The 16403-nt window shown below is 67.9% G+C and carries 13 protein-coding genes; 1 reads left to right on the forward strand and 12 read right to left on the reverse strand.

Going from position 1 to position 16403, the window contains the following annotated elements; all coding sequences use genetic code 11:
• Positions 1-6: 6 nt before the first annotated feature.
• The 3 genes from AC0IZJ_RS20290 to AC0IZJ_RS20300 form a co-directional block, all read right to left on the reverse strand.
• A complete protein-coding gene (locus AC0IZJ_RS20290) occupies positions 7-5088 on the reverse strand; it encodes an alpha-2-macroglobulin family protein (protein ID WP_471853172.1) in 5082 nt (1693 codons plus the stop codon).
• 86 nt (positions 5089-5174) lie between these two features.
• A complete protein-coding gene (locus AC0IZJ_RS20295) occupies positions 5175-5306 on the reverse strand; it encodes a hypothetical protein (RefSeq protein ID WP_471853174.1) in 132 nt (43 codons plus the stop codon).
• A gap of 70 nt (positions 5307-5376) precedes the next feature.
• On the reverse strand, positions 5377-6282 hold the full coding sequence (locus AC0IZJ_RS20300; RefSeq protein WP_471853175.1) for a helix-turn-helix transcriptional regulator: 906 nt from the start codon (positions 6280-6282) through the stop codon (positions 5377-5379).
• A gap of 101 nt (positions 6283-6383) precedes the next feature.
• Here AC0IZJ_RS20300 and AC0IZJ_RS20305 point away from each other — a divergent pair, with 101 nt between their 5' ends.
• Positions 6384-7292 carry a DMT family transporter gene (locus AC0IZJ_RS20305; protein WP_471853177.1) on the forward strand — a complete coding sequence of 303 codons (909 nt, stop codon included), beginning with the start codon at positions 6384-6386 and terminating at the stop codon, positions 7290-7292.
• Here the strand turns inward: AC0IZJ_RS20305 and AC0IZJ_RS20310 are convergent.
• The 9 genes from AC0IZJ_RS20310 to AC0IZJ_RS20350 all read right to left on the reverse strand — a co-directional run bounded on the left by AC0IZJ_RS20310 (position 7228) and on the right by AC0IZJ_RS20350 (position 16291).
• The gene (locus AC0IZJ_RS20310) at positions 7228-7932 is read right to left on the reverse strand and encodes a hypothetical protein (protein ID WP_471853178.1); all 705 of its coding nucleotides are present in this window, start codon (positions 7930-7932) and stop codon (positions 7228-7230) included. The two genes, AC0IZJ_RS20305 and AC0IZJ_RS20310, sit on opposite strands and share 65 nt — an antisense overlap.
• Before the next feature lie 109 nt (positions 7933-8041).
• Positions 8042-9013 carry a branched-chain amino acid ABC transporter permease gene (locus tag AC0IZJ_RS20315; protein WP_471853179.1) on the reverse strand — a complete coding sequence of 324 codons (972 nt, stop codon included), beginning with the start codon at positions 9011-9013 and terminating at the stop codon, positions 8042-8044.
• Entirely contained in the window at positions 9010-9897 is an 888-nt protein-coding gene (locus AC0IZJ_RS20320; RefSeq protein ID WP_471853181.1) for a branched-chain amino acid ABC transporter permease, read from the reverse strand. The genes AC0IZJ_RS20315 and AC0IZJ_RS20320 overlap by 4 nt, the downstream gene beginning before the upstream one ends.
• 15 nt (positions 9898-9912) lie before the next feature.
• Positions 9913-11121 (reverse strand): ABC transporter substrate-binding protein, encoded by a 1209-nt coding sequence (locus AC0IZJ_RS20325; RefSeq protein ID WP_471853183.1) that lies wholly within the window; start codon positions 11119-11121, stop codon positions 9913-9915.
• Positions 11122-11152: 31 nt separating this feature from the next.
• Positions 11153-11866 (reverse strand): ABC transporter ATP-binding protein, encoded by a 714-nt coding sequence (locus AC0IZJ_RS20330; RefSeq protein WP_471853185.1) that lies wholly within the window; start codon positions 11864-11866, stop codon positions 11153-11155.
• A 698-nt stretch (positions 11867-12564) separates the two neighbouring features.
• On the reverse strand, positions 12565-13335 hold the full coding sequence (locus AC0IZJ_RS20335) for an ABC transporter ATP-binding protein (protein WP_471853187.1): 771 nt from the start codon (positions 13333-13335) through the stop codon (positions 12565-12567).
• 60 nt (positions 13336-13395) lie between these two features.
• Entirely contained in the window at positions 13396-14238 is an 843-nt protein-coding gene (locus AC0IZJ_RS20340) for an alpha/beta fold hydrolase (RefSeq protein ID WP_471853189.1), read from the reverse strand.
• Positions 14235-15317, reverse strand: coding sequence for a branched-chain amino acid ABC transporter permease (locus AC0IZJ_RS20345; protein WP_471853190.1), 1083 nt, complete (start codon positions 15315-15317; stop codon positions 14235-14237). The genes AC0IZJ_RS20340 and AC0IZJ_RS20345 overlap by 4 nt, the downstream gene beginning before the upstream one ends.
• Complete coding sequence (locus tag AC0IZJ_RS20350; protein WP_471853192.1) at positions 15317-16291, reverse strand: branched-chain amino acid ABC transporter permease; 975 nt, start codon at positions 16289-16291, stop codon at positions 15317-15319. Before AC0IZJ_RS20350 ends, AC0IZJ_RS20345 begins: the two co-directional genes overlap by 1 nt.
• Positions 16292-16403: the final 112 nt, after the last annotated feature.

Consider the following 16403-nt stretch of genomic DNA (forward strand, 5'->3'; position numbering starts at 1 on the left):
GCGCGATCACTTCTTGTCCACCACCGTGATCTCCCCCTCCGCCTTCCCAACCCCTCGTATCTCCGCCCGATACATATCCTCCGCAAACGTCGCCGGCACCACGTACCGGCCAGGCGTCACCGCGCGCACGAGGTAGAACAGGTCCAGCGGCTGCCCCAGCCGCGCCGCAGCGACAAACCGGTCGTCGCGGTACTCGGTGTGGACGATGCGTTCGTTGGCATTCGCCTGCGCCACGTTGACGCCCTCCACCGTGAACTCGCCGGCCTGCGGGCCCTGGCTGAGGTTGAGGTTCTCGATCTCGAAGCCGGCCGGGATGCGGTCCACCACGAGGCCGTCCTTGATGGCCTGCGCGGCCTTCACGCGCAGGCGGACGATGAACATCTCGCCGGTCGTGAACTGGCGCGCGGTCACCGGCTTGCCGTCGGTCGTGAACATCGCGCGTTCGACCGAGATGCGGTCGCTGCTCGGTGCCAGCGGTTTGACGGGGTAGCCCTGGGCGGTGACGTCGAGGTACAGCGGCGCCGTGCCCTCGTTCTTCAGCGTCAGGCCCGACTTGAGCTGGGCCGGCTCGAAGCTCTGCTGGCCGGTGCCGCTGCCGGCCCAGGCGTCGGACTTGGCGCCCACGGCCAGCGTCGTCTTCCAGGCGTCGTCCTTGCCGGCGCCGTTGGTGGCGGCCTGCACGGCGAGGAAGAGGGCCAGGCGCTCCTGTGTGGAGTAGTAGTTGCGCTTGCCGAAGTCGTCGGCCAGGTCGAACAGCAGGTTCTCGCGCTTGTCGTGTTGCACCTTGTGGCTCAGCAGCAGCGCGTAGGCCATTGCTCGGTCGCGGAGGCGGGAGCCGTAGTCGCCCAGCCACTGACCCCACACCCCGTCTTCGACCTGGTAGCCGTAGCCGCGCGCCATTGCGTCATCCAGGGCCACCTTGGCGCGGGCCTCGTCGCCCATGGCCTTCAGCGCCAGCGAGAGGTGCACCAGCGGTAGCGGCGACAAGGCGTTGGCGCGGTGCTGGTCGTGCAGCGTGCGCAGCGTGGCCAGCGGCGCCTTCTGCTCGCGGCCGAGGATGTAGCCGGCGTGCGCGGCCTCGGCAAAGCGCTGGTGGGCGATGCGCAGCAGTTCGGCGTCGCGATAGTCGGCGATGGCGCCGGCGGGGTTGCGGCGCGGCTCCTTGGGCGGCGTGGTCTGCTGGCCGGGGCTGCGCTGGAACTGCTCGGTCAGGTTCTCGAGCGACTTCTTGAGCTGCCCTTCCGGCACCGCAAAACCGGCATCGCGCGCGTCCTGCAGGAAGCCGGTGACATAGGCGCTCAGCCAGCCTTCATACGGGTTGCTGGCCGCCCACAGGCCGTAGCCGCCGCGCGCCTGCTGCATGCCGGCCAGGCGGGCGAAGGCGCCTTCCAGCCGCTTGGCGCGTTCCTCTCGAGGCACGGGCGCGAGGCCCCAGCGCTTGGCGGCCTCGTCGTCGATGAAGACGAGCGGGTAAGCGCTGGACGTCGTCTGCTCCAGGCAGCCGTAGGGGTACATCAACAGGCCCTTGACCTGCTCCTTGATGTCGATGGGCGGCGTGTTGCTGACGCTCAAGCCAAGCGTGGCGGAGCCGGCCCAGTAGGCGTCCAGCAGCGCCTTGTCGATGACCTGCGTGCCGCCGGCGTCCAGGCGGATGCGGCGGCTCTCGCGCACCAGCGGCGTGACGGGCTGGACCTGCAGCGCCGCCTCGCGCACCAGGCTCAGCGTGCCGGCACTGACGGTCAGCTTGATCGGCGCCAGGCCGTAGGCGTCCAGCGCCTCGGCCTGGAAGCGCAGGATCTGGCGCTGCTTGTCGGCCAGCCTGACCGACGACGCTTCGCCGGTGATGCGCACAGGACCCGTCGCGCTCAGGGCAACGCGCACGTCCTGCGGTGACCCGCTGAGGTTGGTCACGTCCAGCGCGATGGTGGCCTTGTCGCCCGGCGCGATGAAGCGCGGCATGTTCAGCTCCGCCACCAGCGGCGCGGCGACCACCGTGTCCGCCTGTGTCGAGCCGTAGCTGTCGGCGCTGCTCACGACCGCCATCAGCCGCAGCGTGCCGTTGAAGTCCGGCAGCTTCACGCTGATGACGGCCTCGCCCTTGGCATCCAGCGCCACCGGGCCGCTGAACAGATCCACCAGCAGCACCTTGCGCGGCATGCTCTGTGTATCGCGCTTGCCCGCATCGCCGCCGAAGCGCTGCTGGGCGACGTTGCCGTCCATCTTCTCGATGAGGCGGCCGTAGAGGTCGAGGATGTCGGCGCCGTAGCGGTGCTTGCCGAAGAAGAAGTCGGCCGGGTCGGGCGTCTTGAAGTTCGTGATGTTGAGGATGCCCACGTCAACCGCGGACACGGTGACGATGGCCTGCTTGCCGGCCAGCTGCGGCACCTTCACCTTGATGGGCAGCGCGATGGACGGCACGGTCTTGGCCGGCGCCTCCAGCGCGACCTTGAGCTTGCGGTCCTCCCGGTTCAGCGGCAGGTGCACCAGCCCCAGCGCGCGGGCCGGCGTGACGCGGTCGCCCTGGCTGCCGGGGCGGAAGGCGGCGACGGTGATGTAGAGGTCCTGCCGCTGCCAGGCTGCGTCGGCGCTGACGGGGATGTCGATGTCCGTGCCCGAGGCCTTCACGCCCACACGCTTGCTCCACAGCACGCGGTCACCCTCGACGGTGACGATGGCCTCGCCATCATGCGGCGGCTTGATGGTCAGCTTGGCCGTGTCGCCCGGCTTGAACGGCGAGCCCTTGAGCTGCAGCTGCACGCGATCGGGGCGGTTGCCGATGTCGTCGGCGTCCTGCGCGCCGTAGCCGGCGTAGAAGCCGTAGCGCAGCGTCTGCTGGGTCTGCGGGTCTTCGATCTCCAGGCGGTAGCGGCCCCACTTCACCGGCAGGTTGACGGTGGTCTTCGCGGCCAGCTTCAGCGAGCGCGCCTCCACCAGTTCGTCCGTCGTGTTGAAGCCGGAATGCCAGCCGCGCCCGTCGTCATAACGCCAATACCACTGGCGCTCCTCGTAGCTGAGCGTGAGCTTCAGGTCCTTGGCGGGCTTGAAGGCGCCGGTTGAATCCACGCGCACGACCTCAAAGCCGGCGAGGCCGCCCTCGGGCGCCACGTTGCGGTCGAACAGCGGGCGCACGGCCACCAGCGCGGGCGCCGGCCACCAGGTGCGCTCGATGCTGCGCACCACCGGCCGCCCGCCGCTTTCCAGCAGGCTGAAGGCGCCGCGCACGCGCATGGGCGAGTGGCGGTCGTCGAGCTTGGCGGTCAGCGCCACCTCGGCCTTGCCTTCGGCGTCCAGCTCCTGCTCGGGCGCGTCCTGGCGCGAGCGGGCCTTGTCGTCGGCGAAGTCGCCGAACAGGAAGCCGGGCAGCTTCTGGCCGAGCGGGTTGGCCAGGCGCTCGGTGGAGACGGTGGCCTGCAGGCGGTTGCCGGCGGCGGGCGCGCCGTAGAGGTAGTCGCCCTGCACCTGCACGGGCAGGCTGACCTCGCCAGTGAGTGCCGCGTCGGGCGCGGTCAGCGTGAGCTTCATGCGCTCGGGCAGGAACTCCTCGACCTTGAAGGCCCATTGCGCATCCGGCTGCTTGGCGGCGGGGTCGACGCGGGCCTGGACCGTCCAGCCGCCGGTGGGCGCGTCCGCCGGCAGGGTGATGGCCTGCTGGAAGTAGCCCTGGCCGGCCTTGTTCGGCTGCACGAGCTGCTCGACGAGCTTGTTGCCGTCGGGCTTCTTGATGGTCAGGGTGAGCGGCAGCAGCTTGGCCGGCACGCGGCCGTCGGCGTCGCGCGACAGCACGGAGACGGTGAAGCTCTCACCGGGCCGGTACAGGTCGCGGCCGGCGTAGACGAAGAGCTTGTTGCTGCGCGACGGGTGGCCGGTGGCGTCGAACTCCGACAGGTCCAGCGCCGCATCGCGCAGCGACAGGATGGACATTTCGTTATTGCCCTTCTTGGCCAGCACGGCGCGGGCCTTGTCACTGCGGCCCGTGAACACCGCGTGGCCGTCGCCGTCCGTCTGCGCCTGGGCCAGCGCCTTGCCGGCTTCGTCGACGAGGCTCAGCTCGATGCCGCTCTGCGCCTTGCCGCTTTTCAGCGAGGTCGCGAAAACGTCCAACTGGTGGGCATGACGGCGAAGGTGCAGGCCGATGTCGGTGACGTAGTAATGCGTGACCTGGTAGTCCCAGCCGAAGCGGCCGGGCTGGCTCATCACGGCGATGTAGATGCCCGGCTCCTGCAGCGGCTTGATCTTCTCGACCGGCAGGAAGCTGACGTTGCGCCGGTTGGGCCGCTCGTCCGTCTTGAAACGGGTGATGTAGACGCTGTCGGTCATGGCGCGCAGTTCGTCCAGCGCCCAGCCGCCGACGGTGCCCTTCAGGCGGCGCTGGTTGTCGCCGTAGCCGTCGTAGTAGTACTCGCCGTCCTCGTTGTTGGCGCCTGCGTTGCCACGGTCGCGCCGGCCGCCTACCTGCTCCAGGAAGGCGGGCAGCGATTCGGGCTTCACGCGCAGGAACTGCACGTCCACCTCGGGCGTGTTGATGCTGACGACCGGCAGCCCGCCGTTCTGGCCGGCCGGCAGCACCAGGCCCTTGCTGGCGAAGTAGAAGCTCGGCGGCATGGCCTCGCTGGCGGCTTCGCAGGTCTGCGCGGCGGGCAGCTTGTTGCCCGAGTGCGAGGCCAGGCCCGCGTTCATCGTGATGCGGTAGGCGCGGTCCGGCGTGGCAAAGGGCAGGTAGAGCACGCGCGGGTTGTCGCCCAGCACCCAGCGGGCGGCCAGCGGCTTGAAGCTGGCGGGGTCGGCCGGCGTGGCCTTGGAGGACGGGTCGTTCGGGTCGGCCTTGGTGCCGGGCGTGCCTTCGGCGGCCGTCAGCAGCGCGCCGAAGTCCTGCCGGCGATCCAGCGCCTGCGTGAACATGACGGCGATGGCCGGCGAGCCGTCCAGCAGCCGCGCCTTGCATTCGCTGAAAGCAAAGGCGGCTTCCTCCGCACCGATCTCGGCGCTGCTGGGCATGGCCGGCGCGCGGTGGGCGGCCCACCAACCGCCCGCTGCCGCTCCCGCCACGACGACGGCCGCAATTGCGCCCTGAACAAGCCTGGATGCCATCCCGTTTCTCCGCTGAGTGCGCGGCGAGTGTAGGGAGGGTCAGCGGGGCGGTCGGGGGGAGAAATTCCCCAAGTCGGGAGGGCGCCTCAGCGTTGCGGCGTCTGCATGGCCAGCGGCTCTTCGAGCAGGCTGCCATTCAGTGTGTCCAGCGTCACGGCGAAGCCCAGCAACGCCACAAGCAGCGTGGCGGTGAACTTGAAGCGGGCAGACAGGCACATGGACGGATAGTGAGCGACATCGGCGCCGCGCGCGCCCCCTAACTCACGGGTGAATGGTGACGACGTGTTGTCAGCAGTCACGCGCCGAGGCGCAGCGGAGCTGGCCTGGCGTGGCCCCCGTGGCCGCCTTGACGTGGCGGGTGAGGTGGCTGGCGCTGCAATAGCCGCAGGCGGCGGCGATATCGGCCAACGGCAGAGCGGTCTCACGCAGCAGCGCGCGGGCACGGCCCAGCCGGCGCGCGGTCACCCAGTCGTGCACGGTGCAGCCCATGGAGACACGGAACATGCGGGCGAAGTGGAATTCGGACAGATTCGCCTGGACGGCCAGCCGGGGCAGGCTGAGGTCGAGGCTTTCCAGATGGGCGTCCACAAACGCCAGCACGCGCCGCCGCGCCGCGCTCGACAAGCCGCCTGACGCCCGCTCTGCACGCAGCCGCTGCCGGGGTTGAGCGGCCTGCAGCACCAGGTGGTCCAGCGCGGCATGGCTCAGCGAGTCGATGCGCAGGCGCTCGGCCGGGTCCTGCCAGTCCCGCTCGGCGACGCCCTGGGCCCAGGCGGCCAGCGTGGCGTCCTCGCCAAAGATGCGCTGCTCCAGCGTGATGGCGCGCGGTTCGGCGTCGAGCAGGCGCACCACGCGGTCGGCCCAGGCGTCGGCGGACAAATAGAGGTGCACGAAGCGCAGCGGCCCGGCCACGTTCCAGTGCGATTCGTGCTCGGCCGGCAGTATGCAGTGGCAGCCGGGGGAGCCGGTTTCGCCCGGCGTCTGGACGAGGTGGGTCTGGTGCCCGCCCTGCAGGTAGACGGACAAGGTGTGGTGGCCCGGGCGTTGGTAATCCATGCGGCCACCGTCGTTGCGCCACTGCACCAGACGCAGCCCGTCCGCCAGCGCCAGCTCGCGCTCGCGGCGGGCGCGGGAGCGGCCGAGCACGTCGAAGACGGGCTGGTGTGCTGTTGAGCCGGCGGTGAGATCGGGCATGCCGCGATGCTACGGGCCACGCCCTTTCCCGCGCCGTGGCGCGGTCGACGATGCGCAGGAATGTGCAATCGCGCGACCGGCCCGGGCGCCACGATGGCGGCATGAATGCTTTTCTCTATGTGCTGGTCGTGCTCATCTGGGGCACGACGTGGATCGCGCTGAAGTGGCAGCTGGGCTCGGTGCCCATCGCCCTGTCCATTGCCTACCGCTTCGGCCTGGCGGCGCTCGTGCTGTTCGCCTGGCTCGTCTGGCGGCGCCAGCTGGTCGTGCCGCGCGGCAAGGCGCTGGGGTGGGTGCTGGCGCAGGGGCTGTGCCTGTTCTGCCTGAACTTCGTCTGCTTTTTGAACGCCAGCCAGACGGTGGCGAGCGGCCTGGTGGCCGTGGTGTTCTCCAGCGCGGCGCTGTGGAACGCGCTGCTGGCTCGCGTCGTCCACGGCCGGCAGATCGCGCCCCAGGTGCTGGCCGGAGGCGCGCTGGGGCTCTCCGGCCTCGTGCTGCTGTTCTGGCCCGAGATCAGCGGCGGGCATGCCACGGCGGCCGGCCTGGCCTGGGCGCTGGGCGGCACGCTGTGCTTCTCCACCGGCAACCTGCTGTCGGCGGCACTGCAGGCCGAGGGCCTGAAGCCGGTGCAGACCAACGCCTGGGGCATGGCCGTGGGCACCGCGATCCTGACGGCCTATGCGCTGCTGGCGGGTGTGCCCTTTGGGTTCGACGTGAGCGCGCGCTACGTCGGTGCGCTGCTGTATCTCGCCATCCCCGGCTCGGTCATCGGCTTCACGGCCTATCTGACGCTCGTTGGGCGTTTGGGCCCCGAGCGCGCGGCCTACAGCACGGTGCTGTTCCCGATCGTCGCGCTGAATGTGTCGGCCTGGGTGGAGGGCTATGTGTGGACGGCGCCGGCGCTCGTCGGCCTGGCGCTGGTGATGGCCGGCAACGTGCTGGTGTTCAGGCGGAAGAAGGAGGGCGCTTCCACGCCGGTGCCATCGCCTCAGCCGCCCGCTCGCGCCTGAATGTCGGGCGAGCCTCGAGTGCGTGCCGGGACCGCCAGCTGCGAGCGCCAAGAGCCGCTATCCCGAACAGCCACGTCGCAGCGCCGACCGGTTCTGGCACGACCGAGGCCTCGATGCGGGTGATGACGAAGCCGCCGAGGTCCGACGGCTGGTCGTGCGTGAAATAGATGCCGAACTCGGCGATCGGATTTCGGAAGCTCAACTGGCCTCGCGAGTCAGTCCCCAGGGCGAGCAGTTCGCCATCGGCGTACTGAGCGCTGCCGTCGGGGCTGTCCAGCTCGATGGTCGACCAGGTGAACGTGTTCAGGCCGGTGAGGCGCTCCGCCTGCGCGCCCGTCGCCGTCAGCCCGACGAAGCTGATGCTCAGCCGCGAGATCACCTTGTTGAACATGATCCGATAGCCCGAGCCGAGCCCGTCCTGACCGAGCCACAGGCCTTGCTGCCCCGGCACGTTGGAGCTGCCCATGCTGCCAAGCCCCTCCCGGTCCTGCAGGACGCTCAGGATGAGTCCACTGCCGCTGCCGTCAGTGGTGAAGTAATGCGCTGCTCCTATGTTGGATGGCGGGATCTCGGCCAGCGTGGGGGCGTCCCAGATGGTGGCGTGCGCAGGCGCGGCGGCCAGCATGACGGCGGCAAACACCGTGGACGACAGGGTAGGCATGGGGTAGGGCATCGCGACAGCCTCCGCAAGGCGAGGCCGCCATTAGCGGCGCGCAGCAGGCCCGGGTCAACGCCCGCCCCCTAGAACGTCAGGCGCGCCGCTTCTCCCACAGCGCCATCGCCTCACCCACCAGCCCGCGCCTGAAGGCCAGCACGCAGACGATGAAGATCAGCCCGGTAACGAGGCTGACGGACTCGCCCAGCCCGTTGAACCAGGCGATGCCGGTGAGCTCGCCCAGCCAGTTGCCGAAGTCGCCGATCTTGTTCTCCAGCGCGATGATGACCAGGGCGCCGACCATGGGGCCGATCAGCGTGCCCATGCCGCCCACCAGGGTCATCAGGATGACGAGGCCGGAGGTGGTCCAGATGGCGTCGGTCAGCGTCGCGAAGCCGAGCACGAGCGTCTTGGTGGAGCCGGCCAGGCCGGCCAGCGCGGCGGACAGCACGAAGGCCAGCAGCTTGAAGTGCGCCGTGTCATAGCCCAGGGACGTGGCGCGCGCCTCGTTCTCGCGGATGGACGTCAGCACCTGGCCGAAGGGCGAGTGGACGATGCGGTAGATGAGCCAGAAGGCGGCGATGAAGAGGCCGAGCACGACATAGAACAGCGTCAGGTCGCTGGCCAGGTCCAGCCCCAGGAAGTGGCCGCGAGGCACGGACTGCAGGCCGTCCTCCCCGCCGGTGAACGGCGCCTGCAGGAAGAAGAAGTACAGCATCTGCGCCAGCGCCAGCGTGATCATCGAGAAGTAGATGCCCGAGCGGCGGATGGCCAGCAGGCCGAACAGCAGGCCCACGCCCGCTGCGCCCGCCATGCCGACGAGGATGCCCACCGGCGTCGGCAGGCCCCAGACCTTGAGCACATGGCCCGTCACGTAGGCCGCCGTGCCCAGGAAGGCCGCGTGGCCGAAGGACAGCAGGCCCGTGAAGCCGACAAGCAGGTTGAAGGCACAGGCGAACAGCGCGTAGCAGAGCACCTTCATGACGAAGACGGGGTAGACGCCGAAGGCGGGCAGCAGCCCGATGGCGGCGAAGAGCGCGACGTAGCCCAGGAGCTTCTTGTTCATTTCTCTTTTCCGAACAAGCCAGCCGGCCGCACCAACAAGACGATGGCCATGACGACGAAGACGACGGTGTTGGACGCCTCGGGATAGAACACCTTGGTCAGCCCCTCGACGATGCCGAGACCGAGGCCGGTGAGGATGGAGCCGAGGATGGAGCCCATGCCGCCGATGACGACGACGGCGAACACCACGATGATGAGGTTGCTGCCCATCAGCGCCGACACCTGCAGGATGGGCGCGGCCAACACGCCGGCAAACGCGGCCAGCGCCACGCCGCCGGCATAGGTCAGCGTCACCATCATGGGCACGTTGATGCCGAAGGCCTGCACAAGCTTGGGGTTCTCGGTGCCGGCGCGCAGCTTGGCGCCCAGCGAGGTTTTCTCGATCAGCGCCCACACGGCGAAGCAGACGATCAGCGACGCGACAACCACCCAGGCGCGGTAGTTGGGCAGGATCATGAAACCGAGGTTGGTGGCGCCCTGCAGCGCGTCGGGCACTTGGTAGGGCTGGCCCGACACGCCGTAGACCGAGCGGAACACACCCTCGATGACGAGGGTGATGCCGAACGTGAGCAGCAGGCCGTAGAGGTGGTCCAGCTTGTAGAGCCACTGCAGCATCGTGCGTTCGATGACGATGCCGATGAGGCCGACCGCGAGCGGCGCGAGACCGAGCATGAACCAGTAGTTCAGGCCCAGGTATTCCAGCCCCATCCAGGCGAAGAAGGCCCCCATCATGTACAGCGCCCCGTGGGCGAAGTTGATGATGTTGAGCATGCCGAAGATGACCGCCAGGCCCAGGGACAGCATCGCGTAGAACGAGCCGTTCACCAGGCCGAGCAGCAGCTGGCCCAGCAGGGCCGGCAGGGGAATACCGAAGATCTCAGTCATCGCGCCCTCAGCGGATCACTTCTTCACCAGCGGGCACTTGGAATCGGCCAGCTTGGTGAACGCCTCTTCGCCCGGGATGCGCGTGACCACCTTGTAGTAGTCCCAGGGCTCGGTCGATTCCTTGGCCGACTTCACCTGCATGAGGAACATGTCGTGGATGCCGCGACCGTCTTCCTTGCGGATGGTGCCCTTGGTATAGAAGTCATTGATCGGCGTCGCCTTCATCTTGGCGATGACCTTGTCGGCGTCGTCGGTCTTGCCGGCGTCCACGGCCTTCAGGTAGTGGGTCACGGCCGAGTAGTCCGCCGCCTGAAGCGACGAGGGCATGCGCTTCATCTTGTCGAAGAAACGGCGGCTCCAGGCGCGTGCCTCGGGCGTCTGGTTCCAGTACCAGGAGTCGGTCAGGTACATGCCCTCGGTCGTCTTGAGGCCCAGCGAGTGCACGTCGTTGATGAACATCAGCAAGCCGGCGAGCTTCATCGTCTTGGTGACGCCAAATTCATTGGCGGCCTTGATCGCGTTGATGGTGTCGCCGCCGGCATTGGCCAGGCCCAGGATCTGCGCGCCCGACCCTTGCGCCTGCAGCAGGAAGCTGGAGAAATCGTTCGCGTTCAGCGGGTGCTTGACGCTGCCCTTGACCGCACCGCCGTTCTTGGCCACGACGGCCGTGGTGTCGGCCTGCAGCGCCGCGCCGAAGGCGTAGTCGGCGGTCAGGAAGTACCAGTTCTTGCCGCCGGCCTTGGTCACTGCGCCGCCGGTGCCGTTGGCCAGCGCCACCGTGTCATAGGCGTAGTGGATGGTGTAGGGCGTGCAGTTGGCGTTGGTCAGCGCGGAGCTGCCGGCGCCGATGGAGATGAAGGGCTTCTTCTTCTCGGCGGCCACCGTGGCCATGGCCAGGTTGGCGCCGGAGTTGGTGCCGCCGATCAGCAGGTCCAGGCCCTGGGTGTCCATCCATTCGCGTGCCTTGGCCGAGGCGACGTCGGCCTTGTTCTGGTGGTCGGCAAAGATGAACTCGACCTTCTTGCCGGCTGCCATGCCCTTGAGGTCGGCGATGGCCATCTTGATGGCCTCCACGCCGCCGGTGCCGTCGATGTCGGCGTAGACGCTGGACATGTCGGTCAGGAACCCGATCTTGATGACGTCGCCGGAAACCTGTGCCTGGGCATGCATGGACACGGCGAGGCCGCAGGTAGCGAGGGCGGTAGCGATGAGGGTCTTTTTCATGGTTGTCTCCTGGGTGTGAGTCTTTGTGGGTTCAAACGCTGAGCAGCTCGTCCATGCGGGCCTGGTGGGCCGGCAGGTCGGCTGCGGGGAAGGACAGCACCACTTCGCCGTGCTCGATGACGATGAAGTGGTCGGCCAGCGGTGCGGCGAAGCGGAAGTTCTGCTCCACCATGACGATGGTGAAGCCCTGGCTCTTGAGCGTGCGGATCATGCGGGCCAGGGCCTGGACGATGACGGGGGCGAGGCCTTCGGAGATCTCGTCCAGCAGCAGGATGTCGGCGCCGGTGCGCAGGATGCGGGCGACGGCGAGCATCTGCTGTTCGCCACCGGAGAGACGCGTGCCTGGGCTGTGGCGGCGCTCGGCGAGGTTGGGGAACATGGCGTAGATGTCCTGCTCGGTCATCACCTTGCCGCGCCTGGATTTGAGCTGAGGTGGGAGGCGCAGGTTCTCTTCGGTGGTAAGGCTCGCGAAGATGCCGCGCTCTTCGGGGCAGTAGCCGATGCCGAGGTTGGCGATGCGGTGGGTGGACAGGCCGATCGTCTCTTCGCCGTGGATCTTGATGGAGCCTTTTCGTGCGCCTGTCAGGCCGAGGATGGCGCGGAGCGTGGTGGTGCGGCCGGCGCCGTTGCGGCCGAGCAGGGTGATGACCTGGCCGGGCTGTACGGACAGGTTGATGCCGTGGAGGATGTGGCTTTCGCCGTACCAGGCGTGGAGGTTCTGGATTTCCAGTGCGGGGGTGGCCATGCTTTGTCAGCTTGCTCGGTGAAGCGTGCGTTTGCTCGGTGCATTGCCGGGAGTCCGTCCCGGCGGCCGGGTAACATTCTTCTGCGGGGCCAGAAGAAAGTCACCAAAGAAGAGGCCCTGAACCGCACACGACCGCGGCGCCGCCAAGAGCGGCGCGCGAAAACTCTCTGCGCGATTCCGGGCAGACGCGAACCGCTGCGCTCTCGCTGCTGTCCTTGTGACGACCGCCACGGCGCGCCACTTCACGCCGCCTAACGCCGGCTGCACGCCGGGCTCACCAGGAATTGCCGCGTCGCTGGGGCGACGACACAACGGTTTGACGGCGTGTTGGGGTTCGCTGGGCTCACGCCAATCTACGAGGAGCAACGCGCCATCGCGTCGCCCGAGCGACGCTGTCTTCGGTGTTTCTCGTGAGCCCGGCGTGCAGCCGCGCGTTAGGCGGGCCGGTGCGGCGATGGATGGTGTTGGTGACAAGGACAGCAGCGAGAGCGCAGCGGCTCGCGTCTGCCCGTCGTCCGAATGCCTGTTGCACGGCGCAGCTCGTGCACATGGTGCTGGTGTGCGGTTCAGGGCCTCTTCTTTGGTGACTTTCTTCTGGCCCCGCAGAAGAAAGTTACCCGGCCGCCGGGACGGACCCCCGGCAATGCACCGAGCAGCCGCACTCTCCACCGAGCAACCAAAACCCACGAGCAACGCCATCAATGCGCCCCCACCAATTCAGCCGCATCGGTGCCCATATAAGCCTCCAACACCGCTGGATGCCTCGACACCGTTGCGTAGTCCCCTTCAGCCAACACCGCACCGCGCGCCAGCACCGTGATCCGGTCCGCAATGCTGGCGACAACCTTCATGTTGTGCTCCACCATCAACACCGTCCGACCTTCAGCGACACGCTTGATCAGGGCCGTCACCCGATCCACATCCTCATGCCCCATGCCCTGGGTGGGTTCATCCAGCAGCATCAGTTGCGGCTCCATCGCCATGGTGGTCGCGATCTCCAAAGCACGCTTGCGCCCATACGGCAGGTCCGCTGCCTTCAACGACGCCATGTCGCGCAAATCAACCAGTTCCAGCAGCGACAGCACCTTCGCATCGAGCGTCTTCAACCCGGTCAAGCCACGCCAGAAATGAAAGCTCGTGCCGGTGAAGCGCTGCAAGCCGATGCGGACGTTCTCCAGCACCGTCAGGTGAGGGAACACGGCCGAGATCTGGAACGACCGGATGACGCCACGCCGCGCGATCTGCGCCGAGGTCTCGCCGGTGATGTCCGCACCCGCAAACACGATGCGGCCCCGCGTCGGGACAAGGAACTTGGTCAGCAGGTTGAAGCAGGTCGTCTTGCCCGCGCCGTTGGGTCCGAGCAGCGCGTGGATGTGGCCGCGCTGCACTTGCAGATTCACGGAGTCCACGGCGGTGAAGCCTTTGAACTCCTTGGTCAGGTCCTGCGTCTCGAGGATGAATTCGCTCATGGACTTCCGAGGTTGCGCTGCGACTCTAGGGCTTGAAGCATGACGCTGGCTTACGGGCATTCACGGGGTTTGGCCTGCGCTGAGGAAACGTTCGATCAGACCGATCTGCTCCGGCGTGTTCAGCGCCGGCGCATGGCCGCAGCCGGGGATGACCGCCACCGCCGCACGCGGGCCGCGCTCGCGCATGGCCTGGGCCGTCTCGGCGGTCAGCAGCGTCGAGTCTTCGCCGCGCAGGCAGAGCACCGGCAGGTCGAGCTGGTCCCACGCGCTCCACAGCTCGTAGTCGTCGGGGTGATGCTCGAACTGCTGCACCAGGGCCGGGTCGTAATGCGGCGTCACGCGGCCGTCGGGCAGGCGGCGCAGCGAGGCCTCGGTGAGGTGGCGCCACTGCGCGTCGGAGAGCACACCAAAGCTCGCGTAGATCTCGCGGAAATACGCTTCCAGCTCGGTCACCGTCACAAAGCCGGGTGGCTGGCCGGCATAGGCCTTGATGCGGGCCAGCGCCGAGGCCGCCAGCTCGGGGCCGTTGTCGTTCAGCACGAGACGCTTGATGCGGCCGCGCAGCCGGGTGGCCGCGCCCAGCGTGCCGATGGCGCCGCCCATGGACGTGCCCACCCAATGCACCTTCGGCAGGCCCAGCTGGTCCAGCAGCGCTTCGGCTTGTTCGACATAGAACTCCAGGCAGTATTCGCGCGCCGGGTCCACCGCCCATTGCGACAGGCCACGGCCCGGTGTGTCGGGGCAAACGACATGCCAGCGTGCGCTGAGCGCGGCGGCAAAGTCGTCGAAGTCGCGGCTGCTGCGCGCCAGGCCGTGCCAGGCAATGACGGGCGGCGCGGCCGAGTCGCCCCACTCGGTGACGTGGATCTCGCGACCCAGGCAGTTCAGGTAGCGCGATCTCATTTTTTGACCCTCCCCCGCGACCACGCCGCGAGCCGCAGCCGCCCGACGATGCCGCCGGGGAAGTGATAGACGGCTAGCACGAACAGCAGGCCCAGCCACAACAGCCAGCGGTCGGGCGAGACCAGCGTGCTCAACACCGGCACGCCCTCGACGAGCGAGCCGGCGCCCTTGAGCAGCGCCTGCAGATAGTTCTGCGCGACGATGAAGAGCACGCTGCCGATGACGGCGCCGTAGACCGTGCCCATGCCGCCGATGACGACGATGAGCAGCAGGTCCAGCATGATCTCCATGCTCATCGCCGTCTCGGGGCCGGTGTAGCGCAGCCACAAGGCCAGCAGCGCGCCGCCGCAGCAGGCGAGCAGCGCCGCGATGACGTTGGCGCCGGTGCGGTAGACCACCGTGCGATAGCCAATCGCCTCGGCGCGGAACTCGTTCTCGCGGATGGCCTGAAGCACGCGGCCGAAGGGCGAGTTGACGATGCGCAGCAGCAGCGCGATGAGCAGCAGGACGGCGACGAAGAGCAGGTAGTAGGTCAGCAACCGGCCGTCGAGCATGACGCCCAGGAACGGCTCTTCCATGAACTCGGTCGACGGGCGCAGCACCTCGGGCAGCTGGAAGTTCAGGCCGTCCTCACCGCCGGTGAAGTCGCTCAGTTGGGAGGCCAGCGTCATGAACGCCGACGCCACGGCCAACGTGATCATCGCGAAGAAGATGGCCTTCACGCGGAGGCTGGCCAGGCCCATGGCGAGCGCGAGCACGGCACTGAGCGCGAGTGCGGCGATGAAGCCGATGCCCAGCGACGTCCAGTCCGACCCCAGCCGCGCTGACGCGATGGCGATGCCGTAGGCGCCGATGCCGACGAACATCGTGTGCGCAAAGCTGACGATGCCGGTGTAGCCGAGCAGCAGGTCGTAGCTGGCCACGAGCAGGATGAACACCAGGATCTTGGCCGCGACGTTGAGCGCCTGCGTGCCGGGGAAGATGAAGGGCGCGCCGAGCAGGCCGAGGAAGCAGGCCGCGAGCAGGCCGGCAAGGATGCGGCTGCGCGGCAGGTCGTGTGACAGCAGTGAGCGCAGCATCACTTGGCTCCCACCGGGTACAGGCCTTGCGGGCGCCACAGCAGGATGGCCACCATCAGCCCGATGTTGGAGAACAGCGCCGCCTTGGGGGCGATGAAGCCGACGTAGTTGGCGACCAAGCCCACGAGCAGCGCGCCGATGAGGCAACCCACCGTCGAGCCCAGCCCGCCGATGATGATGACGATGAAGATCAGCAGGTTCACCTGGCCGCCGATCTGCGGCGTGACGCCCTGCTGCACCAGGCCCCACAGCACGCCGCCCAGGCCCGCGAGTGCTGAGCCGGCGACGAACACGCCGACGAACAGACGCTTGATGCGATAACCCAGCGCCTCGACCATTTCGCGGTCCTGCACGCCGGCGCGGATGAGCAGGCCGATCTTGGTGCGATTGAGCACGAGCAGCAGCGTGATGAGGACGGCCAGGCCGATGAGCATGGACAGCACGCGGAATTTCTCGACCGCCACGTCACCCATCAGGAAGATGCCGCGCAGTGCGTCAGGCATGGGCAGCGGAATGAGCTGGGCGCCCCAGGTGGCCTTGATCAGCTCTTCGCCAATGATCATGCCGCCCATGGTGATGAGGATCTGCTTCAGGTGTTGGCCGTAGACGGGCCGGACGAGGACGCGTTCGAAGACGACGCCGACGGCGGCGGCGATGGCCATGCCGGCTGTGCACGCTGCTGCGAGTGCGGCAAGGTTGCTTGCCACGTCGGGGGAGGTGGCCCACGGAGCGAGGGCCGCTAACACCGTGGTCGCCGTGAAGGCGCCGAGGGCGATGAAGACGCCGTGGCCGAAGTTGAGGACATCCATCAGGCCGAACACCAGCGTCAGGCCGGAAGCGATGACAAAGATGATCAGGCCCATGGCGATGCCGGCCAAGGTCAGGTTGAGCCAGGTGCTGGGGCTGCCGGTCAATGGGAGTGCGAGCAGCATGATGGCTGCGAGGAGCGCCAATGGTCTGGGGTCTAGCTTCATGCTTGTGCGTTGCGCTTGCGGAGAGCGTCACTGCCCGCTGCATTGCCGGGAGTCCGTCCCGGCGGCCGGGTAACTTTCTTCTGCGGGGCCAGAAGAAAGTCACCAAAGAAGA

The sequence above is a fragment of the Roseateles sp. AC306 genome, assembly GCF_979253795.1.

Excerpts from the sequence above, each read along its gene's own strand:
- AC0IZJ_RS20290 (WP_471853172.1), bottom strand. The coding sequence starts at position 5,088 with ATGGCATCCAGGCTTGTTCAGGGCGCAATTGCGGCCGTCGTCGTGGCG.
- AC0IZJ_RS20295 (WP_471853174.1), bottom strand. The coding sequence starts at position 5,306 with ATGTGCCTGTCTGCCCGCTTCAAGTTCACCGCCACGCTGCTTGTGGCG.
- AC0IZJ_RS20300 (WP_471853175.1), bottom strand. The coding sequence starts at position 6,282 with ATGCCCGATCTCACCGCCGGCTCAACAGCACACCAGCCCGTCTTCGAC.
- AC0IZJ_RS20305 (WP_471853177.1), top strand. The coding sequence starts at position 6,384 with ATGAATGCTTTTCTCTATGTGCTGGTCGTGCTCATCTGGGGCACGACG.
- AC0IZJ_RS20315 (WP_471853179.1), bottom strand. The coding sequence starts at position 9,013 with ATGAACAAGAAGCTCCTGGGCTACGTCGCGCTCTTCGCCGCCATCGGG.
- AC0IZJ_RS20320 (WP_471853181.1), bottom strand. The coding sequence starts at position 9,897 with ATGACTGAGATCTTCGGTATTCCCCTGCCGGCCCTGCTGGGCCAGCTG.
- AC0IZJ_RS20325 (WP_471853183.1), bottom strand. The coding sequence starts at position 11,121 with ATGAAAAAGACCCTCATCGCTACCGCCCTCGCTACCTGCGGCCTCGCC.
- AC0IZJ_RS20330 (WP_471853185.1), bottom strand. The coding sequence starts at position 11,866 with ATGGCCACCCCCGCACTGGAAATCCAGAACCTCCACGCCTGGTACGGC.
- AC0IZJ_RS20335 (WP_471853187.1), bottom strand. The coding sequence starts at position 13,335 with ATGAGCGAATTCATCCTCGAGACGCAGGACCTGACCAAGGAGTTCAAA.
- AC0IZJ_RS20340 (WP_471853189.1), bottom strand. The coding sequence starts at position 14,238 with ATGAGATCGCGCTACCTGAACTGCCTGGGTCGCGAGATCCACGTCACC.
- AC0IZJ_RS20345 (WP_471853190.1), bottom strand. The coding sequence starts at position 15,317 with ATGCTGCGCTCACTGCTGTCACACGACCTGCCGCGCAGCCGCATCCTT.
- AC0IZJ_RS20350 (WP_471853192.1), bottom strand. The coding sequence starts at position 16,291 with ATGAAGCTAGACCCCAGACCATTGGCGCTCCTCGCAGCCATCATGCTG.